Raw genomic sequence first — 14,917 nt, 5'->3', positions numbered from 1 at the left:
CGTGAAGTCATTTAATTATGATTGCGGGGAACTTATTCATACGTTTGTGTTGAATTTGGAGCGTATTGTTCTGTGTTTTGTAGAGTGAGTAGGTTCGACTTGATCTTTTTGAACCCACGTACTCCCTTGGCGATTAGCGATATACCTAAAAACGAGCATAAAACTCCTGCGAAGATAAAAAATGGATAGTAACCAGTTGGATCGCCATAGATTGCTAAATAGCATATGACTATACCTAATGGTATGAATACTATTCCAAATATGATTTGATGTGAAGGTTTACTATTGATATAAATATAATAGTAGAGCTGACGTATTAAATAAGACAATCGTTTTTGCCCTCCATGCAATACATGAGAAAATATTTGGTTATCTCCCATGATTTTATTTATTCGAATATATAACGTATGTATGCTTAAATAATCACAGCAGTTGAAGAATTGAGGATTTATTTCTGAAGTCTCTAAAAGCAGAGGATGCGTCTAATCCTGAAGACCAGGATTAGACGCATAAAACTTTATCAAAATGAGGAACTTAAGCGTGTTCAAGTTCAGCTTTGAGGGGCTCAACTATTTCTGTCACGAGTCGGCGCACAATCCCTTCCGGATAGGGTGGGCGTAAGTTAAGAATAATATGATTGGCCCCAGCTTTGATCAAGTTTTGGGCATTATCATAGGTCTCTTGAAGATTGTCGGGGACGATAGTTACTTGCACTGAGCGGGCAATTTCGGCTGGATTACGACCAATGGTGGCGCAGTGTTCATCGAGAACTGCGCTTTTATGCTTGAAGTCTTCGACTGTGCCTCCAGCCATGTTCCAGACGCTTGCGTACTGAGCTACGATACGTAAGGTGAGCTTCTCCCCTCCACCGCCAATGACGAAGGGAGGATAGGGTTTTTGGATGGGCTTAGGTTCGCAGTATGCATCTTTGAGATGATAATATTTTCCGTCGAATGTGGCTGCCTTTTCTGTCCAGAGTAGCTTGATGACTTCGCAGGCTTCTCCTAAGCGACGAATGCGCTCTCCTGTCTTGTAGAGCTCTATACCATAAGCCTCGTGCTCCCACTGATTCCATCCGGCACCTATGCCAAAATCGAGCCGTCCTTTGGAGATCACATCGACTGTGGCGGCGATGTTGGCAAGCACCGCTGGATGGCGATATGTGTTTCCTGTTACCATCAGACCCAGGCGAATGCGATTTGTAATAGCTGCGAAGGCTGAAAGTACGGTCCAGCCTTCCAGGCAGGGGCCGGTCATATCGGGAGTGAGTGGATAAAAATGATCAAATAGCCAGGCATGCTCCAGTGTAGGCTCTGCGTCTGCCGCTTGCCAGATTGCAAGCATATCTTCATACGTAGTCCATTGAGGAGCGGTCTTGATGCCGAAACTCAGGTGAGTCATAAGGATTACTCTCCTTTGCACTGTGTGGGTGAATAATGAAGGATGTGGGCGCTTCTTCAGTCTACCCCACGTCCAGGGTATGTGCAAGGAAGGATATTTAAGTGGGATGGGGTGGCGAGACTATTGCTAGCCTCGCCAGTGTCTGTTCTCTTAGAGGCGATCCAGGGGCTCGAAGCCGAGGACGCGTAGGACGTTATTCATGGTCTGGGCTGTGGCCTGTACCAGCGTGGCCCGGAAGGCTTTGATGCGTTCATCGGATTCTTTAAGTACTGGCGCGGTATGCTCATAAAAGTCATTAAAGTGTGATGCCAGGTCGTAAGCATATGCGGCAAGCATTGCTGGTGTGAGCTGTTCTGTGTACTCTGCCAGACGGCGCGGATAGACCTCAATATGTCGTAAAAGATCCCATTCGCTTTGCTCTAAATTCTCTGGTAGCTGATCCAGTTCGGATGGAATTTCATATCCGGTATCCCGTACACGCCGTAAGATACTGTTGGCTCTCGCATTTGCATATTGCAGATAAACACCAGTATCACCATTTTTGCGCAAGACGTCGTCGATGTCCAGCACAATCGTTTGTTGAAGATTGAAGCGAATCATAAAGTAGCGAATCGCCGATGAGGCTAAAATGGCTGCTTTTTCATCCGTAAGGTCATCTTTGTTCTCTTGATGACTGACCTCTTTCATGCGGGCGATCGCTGTATTGATCAAGGTATCGGCCTTAATCTCAATGCCTTTGCGTCCTGACATGGCATAGTATTCGCGTCCATCTGATGTGTCAATGCCGAGGCTGGCGGCGGTCGCCGCCGAAAGTGTGACAACTTCATAGGCGAGATGCGTTGAGTTATCGGATTGTTCTGAGTATCCCAGGCGCCGCAGGCTTTCATAGACAACTTGCTGTAAATAGGATTGTCTTGTATCAATGACGTTGATGACTCTTTTGGCGTGTCCAAACCTGGTGGCCGGGGCTTCCTCAGCGATGCTTTTTAGGATAGGATCGTTAGGTGTGCGCATCGTCCACAGTTTGCGCCCATCATGCTGAATACCCCAGGGCACAAAGTGAAATTCTACGCCCAGTTGGTCCGCGAGGCCAAACTTCCAGAGCTGATAGGCGATATCTTTCGCCGTATACGTTGCCGTACCATCGCTGCGCACGAGGATTTTATCGCTGGAATGATCACCTTCGTTTGTTTGCGTATCTCCCTCGCCAAAGGGGAGAATCCAACAACCGGCCGCATGGCCTGTCTCAGGTTTTTCCAGCAATCCATGCTCTTTGAGCATTTCGAATGTGTGTTGCCAGAGTCCGGCATGAAGAATGGCAGACTCCCAGGGAAGTAAGTCGTAGGTGATGTTGAGACGAGACATCGTCTTGAGGTGCGCTTGTACGATTTTGTGAGAGACATCAGCGGCCATTGCTGGATAGTCTGAGCCATCTTCGGCATCGTCTCCGTGTTCAATTGCGTGCAGGACCTCTTTGCGTAGACGTGCGGTGGTTTGCCCCAATTCAGATTCTTTATCGTCATACGTTTTGCTTACAGTCGTGTAGACACGTGAGCAGTAATAATCAAATGATTCGTCGGGGAGTTGCTCATCTCCTTCTGCGAGATGAAGCAGTCCTTTTTGAAGCATGGTGAAGCCAACGACTACGTCCGCAACCTGGACACCAGAGTCGTCGATATAGTTGTCAGCTTCAACTTGATATCCTTGCGAGCGTAGCATGCGGACGACTGTGTCTCCAATGCATGAGTTGCGTAGGTGACCAACGTGCGCTGCTTTGTTACTATTAATATTTGTGTGCTCGACGATGACTTTGGTGCCGATACTGGTCGTACGCTGTCCGTAGTCAGGACCAGCATCAAGGACACGCGCCACGATCTGCTTGCCTATAGAAGAGCGGCTCAGGCGAAAATTAAGATAGCCAGGTTTCGTTGCTGTAATCTCTTCTATAGAAGGCTGCGGATTCGTCTGTAGAATCGCTTGCAATGCCTCCGCAATTTTTAATGGAGGACGCTTGAGTTTTCCTGCCCAGGCCATTACGGGAATAGAATAATCACCAAAACTAGCTTGCGCTGAAAGACGTAAATCTATAGGTAGTTGTGTCGTGTCAAAGTCGATATGTTCTTGTTCAAGATATGTTACAACGGCTTGTTGCATCAGGCCGTTAAGATACGTGTAGATATCTTGCGGCGTCGAGTCTGTCATAGCATGTGCCTCATTAGATACAGTCATTATTCCCTCTCTCTTCAACCTGGATGTTGCACTTTACTATAGCGTAGGTTGTGTCTGTGGTCAAGCATCGAGTAAGTGCAACTTAAACTGCCTCATGTGTAATTACTATTCTTGTTCCAGGCTGTAATCGCGTCTTTTTCACGCTTTATTCTACTTGCTATAGCCTAATCTTATCACTTTGAGCGATTTCTCTACTCCTTGCCTATGATTAGCCTTCTGGCGGGCAGAAAACGCGGAAGAGATGCTCGATCTCTAAGACCAAGCATCTCTTGTGTGTAACGAGGCAGAATGGTTCAAGCATCTCTTCTATCTATTAATCAGGCATCCAGTGTGCTGATGTCGCCAATCGGCTCTCCCAGTTCTCTCGCACGAATCACGCGACGCATGATTTTACCCGAACGCGTTTTAGGTAGGCTTGGTGTGAACTCTAGCTCGTCGGGTACGGCCAGTGCGCCGACAGTTGCACGTACGTGTAGTTTGAGCTCTTTGGCGAGTTCTTCGGATGGCTCAAAGTTATTTTTGAGAATAACGAAGACCTTCACATGTTCACCCTTAAGTTCATCTGGCTTGCCAATGGCGGCGACTTCGGCGACGGCTGGATGGCTGACCAGACTCGATTCGATCTCCATGGAGCCTAATCGATGTCCACTCACTTTAATCACATCGTCGACGCGACCTTGCACGCGAATATACCCCTGCGGATCGATAGTAGCAGCATCGCCAGCAAAGTAGACATCAGGTATGGTCTCCCAGTAAGTGCGGTAGCGGTCCGGATCGTTATAGATGGTGCGCATCTGGCTGGGCCATGGATGACGTACAACGAGGAATCCACCTTTACCCAGTCCAACCGATTGACCATTTTTATCGACGACGTCAGCTTCAATGGCTGGCATAGGTCGCGTGGCGCTACCAGGCTTTAATGGTTGGATGATTGTGGGGCTAATCAAAATGGAGCCAGTCTCTGTCTGCCACCATGTATCCATAATAGGAAGCTGATCATGACCAATATTGTGGCGATACCACATCCAGGCCTCCGGGTTAATGGGCTCTCCAACAGAGCCGAGCAAGCGTAGATGAGAGAGGTCATGTTTGGCTGGCCATTCTTCGCCGAAGCGCATCAAGCCGCGGATGCCTGTAGGCGATGTATAGAGAATGCTGACTTTGAAACGCTCGGCGACACTCCACCAGCGATCAGGATTGGGATAGGCTGGAGTTCCTTCAAAGAGGACACTCGTTACTCCATTCATTAGAGGGCCATAAATGATATAGCTGTGACCTGTTACCCAACCAACGTCGGCAGTACACCAGTAAATATCGTCATCCTTGATATCAAAGACAAATTTGGTGGTAGCGTAAGCACCAACTGAGTACCCTCCCTGGACATGTACGACTCCCTTAGGCTTGCCGGTGCTGCCGCTGGTGTAGAGGATAAAAAGGAGATCTTCGCTGCTCATGGGTTCGCAGGGGACAACCGTATCTTCTGGGACATCGGCGAGGAGATCGTGCCAGTAGATATCACGTCCCGCTTGCATGGGGACGTCGAGTTTCTGGCGGTTATAGACGACAACTTTTTCGATGGTAGGTGTCTCTGCGACTGCCTCATCGGCGATCTGCTTCAGCTTGATCAGCTTGCCTCCGCGATAGTTACCATCGGCGGTAATGACAAGCTTCGCTTGCGCATCGATGATACGGTCACGGAGAGCATTGGCTGCAAATCCACCAAAGACTACCGTATGGACCGCTCCGAGACGCGCAACTGCGAGCACAGCAATGACCTGCTCTAAGACGGCGGGCATATAAATAGCAACCCGATCGCCTTTTTTGAGGCCAATGTTTTGCAGTCCCTTTGCAAAGCGGTTTGTCTCTTGATAGAGTTGCTCGTAGGTAATCGAACGCGTCTCACCATCATCGCCTTCCCAGTGGAAAGCTACTTTGTGGCGTACAGGAGTCTCCATATGGCGATCAAGGCAATTATAGACAATATTGGTTTTGCCACCAACAAACCACTGGAAAAATGGTTTCGTGGTCCATTCGAAGGTTTTTTGCCATGGCTCAAACCAATGAAGCTCCTTTGCCAAATCATCCCAATATTCAGTGGGATTGGCTAGTGACCATTTATAAAAGTCTTCATAGTTGTCAAAGCCTTTTGATTTCATGTAAGCGGTGATATTGGCGTTTGCTACCATCTCAGCGGTAGGAGGGAAAAGACGTTCTTCAGATAGAATCGAATCGGTGTCTTCGAAAAGATTATTATTCATGCCGATGTATCCTCCTCAATACAAAAAGGACTGTACGGAACTTTTTCCGAGGCCAACCAGAGAATTACCCCATTGTAGAACAGGTGGCGTTACAGTTTCAATGTCCATGTACGACATAGTTTGATAGTTGAGTTATTGACGAAGTATCTACCTACCATTCTGCACTAATGCTTTCCCTTCGTTAAATTTAATTCTATCATATTCTTATAAGTAAAGAGCGAGGCTGTATAAAATGGTTTTGCTGCTTGACTTTGTCTCTTTTTTTAGAGTACGATAGCAGTGATTAGTAACTCTTGATACAAAGATGTTTCTTTTGTTTCTCGCAGGAGTAGTGGATATGCAAGAGCATGGAGTGATGCGCTGGTTGCAATTAACCTATCGCGTTCCCAGTGAACCATCGCAGAAACGCGTATGGGTATGGCGGCGTTTGCAAAATCTGGGTGCGTACGCTCTACAGAATTCTGTCTATCTGTTACCGTATTCTGAAGAGGTCGAGAAGCATTTTCGCCAGTTGACTCAGGATATCCATGAAATGGGTGGGGAGGCCAGTATTTTCTCGGTGGTGGCACTGGATGTGGCTGATGAGCAACGTATCTTACATGCTCTTCTGGATTGCCGGAATGCTGATTATAATAAAGCTGTCGACGTCTGTGCTCGCTTATTAAGCAATGCTGTCGCCTTGGTAGAGCGTCAAGAATGGAATGAGGATCTCCAGAGCGAGTTTTCAGAAGTGTTAGAAAAAGTGCATCTGTCTTTCCGCACGGCCAAGCGTCACGATGTGCTGGGATCATATACAGCCATTGCACGAGCGTCCGCAGCAGAATCTATCGCACTTTGTGAGCAGGTCTTTCGCATTCTGCAAGTGCGAGATTTTGTGAAAGCTCGACGGCTGTTAGAAATGAACTACGAATGGATTTACCTTCCTAAGGAAGAAAAAACGTCATCTCCTTGTGAAGAAGCCTCATCATCGCTCTCTGATGCCACGTTGTCAATACGCCCATCTTGATCTTTCCTCATCATCGTGATTTGAATCAGGCAAGTGTAGTCGTGATGGTTTAGCTTGCTTCTTCTATACAGAATCATCGTCTAGAGGAAGGGTGAATAGTTATTTAGTATAATTGTACTTACAAAACCATAGCTTTTTACTCTCTGATAGTGTAAACTCAAAATACTACAACCATAATCTTATTTTGATCGTATATGAAGATAGTTAACAAATGTTGTAATAAGTAGGCCACCCTCCTACTTTTTGATATCAGGGGGAAGGACAATGCAAAGATTCAACCAGGATCGAAGATCGAGTGGTGCAAAAGCTATTGCAATTGATGAGAAAGCACGTTATGCACGATATCGCCTCTATATGTTACTTTCTCTCCTTTCATCTGCTGGTCTCGCGCTAGCCCTCCATTTCATCTTTGGGCACTGAGCACAAAAAACAAAACAAAAAGGGACTGACCTGTATAAGGTTGGTCTTTTTTTGTTATAATCTAAATGATGATTGTCGCTCATGCTGAGATACTTTCTTGAATAGGCTTGCTTGTATTTCTCAAAATAAGTAAAATCTACGACACTTGAAATATTTGTGCCTGGTTTGCCGCTGATCGCATTTTTGTCTGTTGAGATTTTGACACAAAGATAGCTCAAAAATACTATAGAATTGCTGATTATGTTTGGCTTTCTTAACCTAAACTCCTATGTGTGTATCACTTCAGGGAAATTTACGATTATATCATCAGAACAGTTTTCCGGCCAAATTGTGAAGTGCTTCATTGTTTTTCTGTGAAAAAAAGTGCAAATTTGAGGGGGGGATATATTTATCATCAAATGTTATACCTTTTAGCGAGACAAACGGTCTGAGTTTTGTATTATTATTTGTAGAGGTCTGATTTCAGGCACTCTGGTTGGGCAATAGGACTAAATGAATGTAGTTGAAAATGAGGCTCAGTTAGTAAATGATGCTCGTCTTGGATCACGAGCCGCTTTTGAGTCTCTGGTAAAGCTGTACGAGCCGCGTATCAGACGCATGATTTATGGTATGACTCAGGACATTCAATTGACGCAGGATCTCTGCCAGGATACCTTTCTGGCGGCTTATCGGGCCTTGCCTCGTATGGAGGATAAGGAGTTGCGCTTTGCTCCCTGGCTGTATCGTATTGCATTAAATCTGGTTCGTAGCGAATGGCGACACCACAAACACATCAAAATGGTCCCCTTTCCTGCGCCACAGGGAAATGATGACAATACTTTTGATGAGCAAGGTGAGGATTTTCTGGTAAGCGATGAGCAGTTTGAGGATCGTGTTGTGGAACGCGAATTGGTGCGACGTGCACTATCTCAGCTACCGGAATCCTCTGTCATGTGCCTGTTACTGGATGCTGAAGGATTCTCATATAATGAAATTGCAGAGACTTTACAAGACTCACTGTCAGCTGTGCGGAGCCGACTTTCTCGTGCACGGCAAGCGTTCCAACGCATATACAACCGTCTTGATCTGGAAGGAAGATGATGAAGGATTGGTATCCTGACCCGTATAGTTCTGTTCTCCCACGATGTTCTAATAGTGCGAAGTGTGTTCAACGCATCGACGAAATTGATGCTCTCACCCAAGAGGCTTTGCCTGACTGGATACTTGCCAATTACGGCGAGAATATTCATGAAAAAGAGCAGGTTGAGTATCTGGCACGCCATCTACAATATTGCTATATTTGTCAGGTAGCAGTAGGAAACGAGCGTCGTTTGAGAGAGCGGCAGCAGCAGATGTTGCACACTTTTTTTGTGGCTGAGGGGGAGAAGGTTCCTTCAGCGACAGCGGCTATTCTTGCATCTTTAAGTGATGAACATTCGCCTCATTTGCGTTTGATGCGTGGAGAAGATACCGATTTCGATGATCGGCAGACTGAAGGGCGAGCGTTTCCTGGCCTGGTCAGGCATAGAATGAGAAGTGCTCAAAAATGGGGCGTAACTTCTGTTCTTACTCTGGTTGTGATTGTGGTTTTTGCCTCTATTCGCATGTTTACCCACCTGAGCGATACGACGTTGCAATCATCGTCAGCCACGCTTAATACTTCTCATAGTAAGATCTTTACAACAGTGACTACTGTCGCTCCGATGAATGTGCGTGCTCGCGTATCTTTACATGCGACGAATTTCTGGTCATCGGTCATCCTGACACACTGGTCACAGGATGGCAAGCAATTGATTGTGGAGAATTATAATCCTAGCAGTCAGAAATCTATGCAACTGCTTACCACTTCTGAGAATACAATTGTCGATAATGTGTCGTATAGTGGCGAGAATTTGATCTATCACACATATGACAGCTTGCGACAGGAGACGCAATATTCTCTCCTTTCTGGTGAACAATACACGGTAGATGGGCGTGGGCTCAATGCGGTCTGGTCAACCGATGATGAGACAATCTTTGTGGCTACCAGTGCTGGTATGATCTGGAAGATGGATGTTAAAGATCCTGGTGCTGCGCCAACAAATCTTTTTGAGGATATTCGTGTTGGCAGATTACTTTTTTACCGCAATCATTTTTTATATTATGTGCGTGGGCTATCTCTGTATCGTCTCAACGTGGATGATCCCCAGCAACAAGAACAGTCTATTGTGCCCAATGCAGGTGCGAGCGTTTTTTTGATGGATCCGGGTTCGGAAGATATCTACTATGTAAAAAATTATGGTGTGCAACATGAAATGTATAAACATCAGGAGAACACACCTTCCTCACAAGATTCGTCATTGCATCTTGTCGGCACACCAGTCGGCTATACCAGAGAGGCCTCTGGTCGTTGGTCGCTGATGTATATCAATTGGAATAAAGCTACAGGCGGCTTTGATCTTCAGAAAATATCTTCTACAACACCTATTTACCAGAATATTGTAGGAGGAAAAGCTCAATCGTTGTGTAATGTTACAGCATCAAGCGGATCCATTTGCGATAATAGTCTGGCAATGTCGCCGTCAGGAACGTTATTGACGGTAGGGAGAGCAAATGGAACGCTAAATTATCAGCTCTGGTCAATTGATGTCTCCAAAAAAGTGACGACACTATTGCCGACGCTCTCCGGGAAGGGACCAATTCAATTGATTGGTTGGGATAAATGGCTAGTTAATTGATGCTACAGGGTCGTATTGCAGAAGTAATTGCTCTGTTGCAGCCAGATCAATTGCCGCGTGGCATTCTTGAAAAATCTGGCTGGCTTCTTTTAGATAGGTAAGCCCTTGTTGATACTTATCGTTATGAACGGCTCTGGTTTCCTGTTGTTGTATATCCTGGCACAGTAACAAAGATCCATAGCAATGAAGTGTCCGAGCGTAATCGAGTCGGAGACCGTTTTTGTGGCAAATCTCAATGGCGTCTTGAAAGTAATGGGTGGCCTGGACAAATTGCTTCTGCGCTGCGTGGATGCGTCCCAATAGACGATATAAACGTTCGATGATACGAGGCGTTTCGAATCCCTGGGCATCTTTGAGTGTTTGCTGGGCAGTTTCGAGTGCTGTGGGTAGATCTCCGAGCAAAAAGTGAATCATCGCAAGGAGGTGTTTGCCATCGACAATATGTTCGATCTCCATTCCCTTGAGCGAGATTGTACGTTGGAGCATGGCTTTGGCGCGTGTGAGCAGGTGAAGCCGACGTTTATGATATACTGCTGCATCTGGTCTTGTTTGGAGAGCTAATGCCTGACAGATGCGCAGATCAGCTAGCCCTATCAGCGAATAACGTGTGCAACGTTGGCTCTTGATAGAGCGGCTAACACTGATCGCACGACGAACACTAATGGCGGCGTCTTGTAATTTTCCTTGATCATCCTGTACCGAGGCTAGTGCAATATGGCTTGTGCTGATACGTTCACGGTCATTGATGCGTTCTGCGAGGTTCAAACTTTGGGTAAACCATGTTTCAGCTTCTTGTAGGGCTCCTGAGCGCTGAGCCATATCTCCTAGATTAAAGCTGACAAACGTCATATTGGGTAGATCGCCTCCTCGCTCTGCAAGTTCAAGTGAACGATGCATATATGTGCGAGCCGCGTCATGGGCACCTTTAAAGAGGTAGGCTGCTCCTAAATTTCCACAGACACGGGCCATCTCAGAGATCAATTCACTCTGCTCATAGATAGCCAATGCCGTTAGGAGATGATCCAGTGCATTATTGACCTCTCCCAGGCTGGCTGCAACAATGCCAAGGCGTTCATGTGCATAGCCAATTTCTAGCGGATCTCCTATGAGCGCACGCTCTATACGCGAGAGCGGTAAGTCTTTGACGTTTTCCAGCTTGCGCGTGGTATGATCTCGGATCTGAGCTTTCTGCTGAGCATGTATCGCTTCGGCTTCAGATGAGGATGTTGTATGACGGACAATCTCTTCTAACATCGTAAGCGCTTCTTGTAGATAGCGGCGAGCCTGATAATAGTCACCTTCTAAGCGTAGCAGTGCCCCATATTGAAGGTGAAGACAGGCCCAGGCTGCTCCATCGGTAACATTTGCCTGAGACATAACCTCCTTGCCACGTTGGTAACAACGATTAGCGAGTTCATATTCAGTGGTATATGTCCAGGAATTACCAATTTCACGCCAGAGCAATGCTTGGATCTGAGCCTCTTTTTTCTGACGCTCTTCTATATGCTCCCGGGGCGTTGAGGTATAGATGTAGTGTTGGAAGCGCTTACTGGTGCGTATCGCCAGAATATATTCATAGATTTGTCGTCCCTCTGCGAAGTTACCCTGGATGGTGCTGCATTCGGCAAGCCGCTCGAGGATATAGCAGAGGTGGAGTGGATTCGTGAAGGGCAATTGGTCGATCCCTCTGGAGAGGATTTGTTGAATATTTAGATGTACATCTGTCTGTGGCGTCGCATCGATGTCATCCTCACAGAATGCTCGAAAGACAAGTATGTAGTATTGCTGTGCTTCTACATAGGCTGCGAGCAAATATGCCTGATTACCAGATATTTCGGCATAATAGGCGAGCGTCGCATGGTCATCACCACCTTTGCTGAGGTGATATACAATGGTGGCGGCAAATTTTTCAGGATGATTGGCATAAATGGATTTGAATGCTTCTGCTACACGGCGGTGCAGTTGCGCTCGACGGGCTGCTGAGAGGCGGCGATAAAGGTGGTTGATAATTAATGGATGCCAGAAGTGATAGAGAATATTGGCTCCTGTACCTTCTTCGATCAACAGACCGGCATTGAGCGCCTCTTCTAAGAGATCAAGGACGGTGTCTTCGTCGTATTCATTGGCGATGGGAAGCAGTTGGCGGAGTTCAAATGATCCACCGATGACTGCGGCTTTACCCAGGAGTTGCTGACAACCCTGGCTAAGTCTATCTAGACGACGCTCGAGTACGGCGGCAATCGCTTCGGGTAACGAGACGGCATCGCGTGTATGATCACGATCTGTCTGATTAAGCGTGGTAGTTTCAGGCTGCTGCTGATGTGCATATGCTGAGCTATTGTACATGGAGCTTACAGGCGATTGCTGTTCCATTGTAGAGAATGTATCAATCTCTTCATTAGAGGGTGTACCAACATAGCGTGCCAGCTCTTCCGCAAAGAAGGGGTTGCCCGCTGCTTGTGATTGGATGCTTTGGACGATGTTCTGCGGTAGGTAGGAGACGAGTGTCCCAATCTGAGTATGTGTAAGTGGCAGAATCGGTACGGTGACAATCGCCTGTTCTCGTTGCAAGTCCGCAATCAATGAGCGTAATTTATGTTGAGGCGCTAACTCACCTTCGCGGCAGGTTCCAACAAGTAAAATGCATTGGTCTTGAATATGATGAATGAGGTATGTGAGTAGATCAATACTACTGTCATCGGCCCAATGGAGGTCATCGAGTACAAGTAGGAGTGGTTGCTGCTTGCTAAACAAGCTAATGAGTCCTAGGGCAGCCTCCCAAAGGTGTAGGCGTTCTTGCTCAAGTGAAACGGTCGGAACTGCCTTGGTTGCTGCGGCCGGATTGATGATATCGATATCAGGAATAAGTACGCGTAAGCGATCTAGCTTGAGCGATGATGTGAAAATATCCGAGCTGCTATCCGTGTCAGAAGCTGATAGCTGCTGTGATTTGTGCTGTGCAAAGGCTGAGATGCTTTTAAAGAGCGTTCGTAAAAGATCGGTCCAGGGGTGATACGGAATAGAGCTTTCTTGCTCGTAGGAGCGGCTCCAGGCTACCGTCCAACCTCGTTTATAAGCTTCAAGGCTGAGCTCTTCGGCCAGGCGCGTTTTTCCGATGCCAGGCTCGCCACGCAGTAAGATAAAATGAGGATGACGTGATCGGGATATGGAGGCTGTTTTAAAGCTTGAATGCTGGTTAGGTGTCTGATGGGTTGAGGGCGTTCCATGAGGTGATATTTTATCCGAGGTTGTTAGCTCTTCAAGAGAGCACATGACTTGATTCAATGTTTTAAATTCACGTTCGCGTCCAATCAGTGGGCTTTGATTGTGGCGACCGCGTTGAAATGTGGGTCGTGTAAAAAATGGTTCGGTTTTCTGTTCAGGTTCTTCTCGTGGAGATTTTTGAATCTCGGCCTGGCTATCACTTTGCTGGCTGTAGAGGGTGGGAATATGTCCCCTCCGAAGCTTCTCATAAAGCTCTGACGTTTCTGGTAGCGGCTCGCCTTCGTAATCGCGCTGTAACATCATCTCGTGTTGGCGATAGACCTGAAGGGCCTCTCCTCGACGATCACGTTGCGTTAAAAGCATCATCAAATGCTGGACGGCAGTCTCATTAGTTGGGTCTGCTGTTCGTAGACGATCTAATGTATCAATGGCACTGGCATACTCCTCATTATTTGCCTGGCTTTGCGCCAGATTGAGGAGTAGACCAACCCAGGCACGATGTAAAGCATCACGGCGCTGAGCAGCCCATTCTGAATATAATTCTTCAAGGAGATAGCTTCCTCGGTAGAGCGCAGCCGCTTTTTCCTGGAGTTTTCTGCTTTGAGTGGGGTCAGTGGCGGTGTCGGCCTCTTTAACTAAATGCTCAAAGGCTTCGGCATCAACCCAGATGGAGTTGACGTTTGCGAGTTCGAGGATGTCCCGTTCCAGGCGCAGGAGCTGCGATGATGCTGGCCGCGCCAGGTCAGGTTCCAGCATTTGACGGAGTTCGTGTACTGCTCCGTTGAGACGATTGGCCGCGATATCGGTATCTAAATCAGGCCAGAGGAGATCCATGACCTGTTCACGTCCCAGGCGACGGTTCGGGCTACTAAGCAAGCATCCAAGTAGAGAGCGAGCACGTCTGCGATGCCAGAGGCGACCATCAACCGTTTGCCACTCGTTATTTTCTTGTTTCCTCTCAATGCGAAACTGACCAAGGAGATAGACCCGTAAGGTGGGAACTGTCGTTTGAGGAGATGTTGTAGACGTATTGAGGGAAGCAGCATGTGATGCTTGCTCCTTTTTGAGCTGTTCTGGCAATACCGTGCCAATGTACTTACTAACAGTACGTCCATTTTCACTCCAGTAGGCATACCAATACGGTCCATGCCCGGAGCCTTCTTTGCATTTACGGCAGCGTTGTTTTCCGCAGCGGGTAAATTGCTGGCGATAGGTAACTTTTCCGTTCATTTTTTTGCCTATCTGCCCTTTGAGACAAATTGTGAGAGAGAGAAAATTAAAAATACGTGAAGCTTTATCGGGAACATGTGTCATCCAATCAGAATGCTGTCACATCAGAACGCTTTATGAGGAGCGATGTTCTAAACTATCCCAAAGTATATAACTGTGAATGACAGATTACTTGTAATCTTCAACATTATAACCTAGTCTATGGGATGCTTACAATGGTATAGCCTATCTGCTCTAGAAAATATGTAGCTAGTTTGTGTGTGTAGAGTGATGATCATATATATAGTTTGGCTATACTTTCATTGTGCATCACCGAGACAGAGAACTTCTAGATATATTATAAAACATAAAGTCTTGTCCTGTCATCTAATCTTTTAGACAAGTTCCTGGCTATGTTTGGCTCGCCTTTGTTCGACGTGAATGGGCATACTATGCTATGATAGATGGTAACT

At 46.7% G+C, this 14,917-nt stretch carries 7 protein-coding genes; 3 read left to right on the top strand and 4 right to left on the bottom strand.

Annotation, left to right across the window (positions count from 1 at the left end; translation table 11 throughout):
• Positions 1-534 precede the first annotated feature (534 nt).
• The 3 genes from AC27N8_RS14515 to acs form a co-directional block, all read right to left on the bottom strand.
• Entirely contained in the window at positions 535-1,401 is an 867-nt protein-coding gene (locus AC27N8_RS14515) for an LLM class F420-dependent oxidoreductase (RefSeq protein WP_487068096.1), read from the bottom strand.
• Positions 1,402-1,551: 150 nt separating this feature from the next.
• Positions 1,552-3,630: an arginine--tRNA ligase gene (locus AC27N8_RS14510; protein WP_487068095.1), complete on the bottom strand. Its 2,079-nt coding sequence runs from the start codon at positions 3,628-3,630 to the stop codon at positions 1,552-1,554.
• Positions 3,631-3,947: 317 nt separating this feature from the next.
• Positions 3,948-5,888: an acetate--CoA ligase gene (gene acs / locus AC27N8_RS14505; RefSeq protein ID WP_487068094.1), complete on the bottom strand. Its 1,941-nt coding sequence runs from the start codon at positions 5,886-5,888 to the stop codon at positions 3,948-3,950.
• 337 nt (positions 5,889-6,225) lie between these two features.
• Here acs and AC27N8_RS14500 point away from each other — a divergent pair, with 337 nt between their 5' ends.
• The 3 genes from AC27N8_RS14500 (at position 6,226) to AC27N8_RS14490 (ending at position 10,010) form a co-directional block, all read left to right on the top strand.
• Entirely contained in the window at positions 6,226-6,894 is a 669-nt protein-coding gene (locus AC27N8_RS14500) for a Chromate resistance protein ChrB (protein WP_487068093.1), read from the top strand.
• A 912-nt stretch (positions 6,895-7,806) separates the two neighbouring features.
• Positions 7,807-8,394 carry an RNA polymerase sigma factor gene (locus AC27N8_RS14495; protein WP_487068092.1) on the top strand — a complete coding sequence of 196 codons (588 nt, stop codon included), beginning with the start codon at positions 7,807-7,809 and terminating at the stop codon, positions 8,392-8,394.
• Complete coding sequence (locus AC27N8_RS14490) at positions 8,391-10,010, top strand: hypothetical protein (protein ID WP_487068091.1); 1,620 nt, start codon at positions 8,391-8,393, stop codon at positions 10,008-10,010. The genes AC27N8_RS14495 and AC27N8_RS14490 overlap by 4 nt, the downstream gene beginning before the upstream one ends.
• On the opposite strand, the gene AC27N8_RS14485 is transcribed toward AC27N8_RS14490, so the two are convergent.
• A complete protein-coding gene (locus AC27N8_RS14485) occupies positions 9,999-14,549 on the bottom strand; it encodes a DUF6788 family protein (RefSeq protein WP_487068090.1) in 4,551 nt (1,516 codons plus the stop codon). The two genes, AC27N8_RS14490 and AC27N8_RS14485, sit on opposite strands and share 12 nt — an antisense overlap.
• Positions 14,550-14,917 lie beyond the last annotated feature (368 nt).

The sequence above is a fragment of the Dictyobacter sp. Z7_2 genome (assembly GCF_057551105.1).
This window is presented reverse-complemented; position numbering and strand designations above follow the sequence as displayed.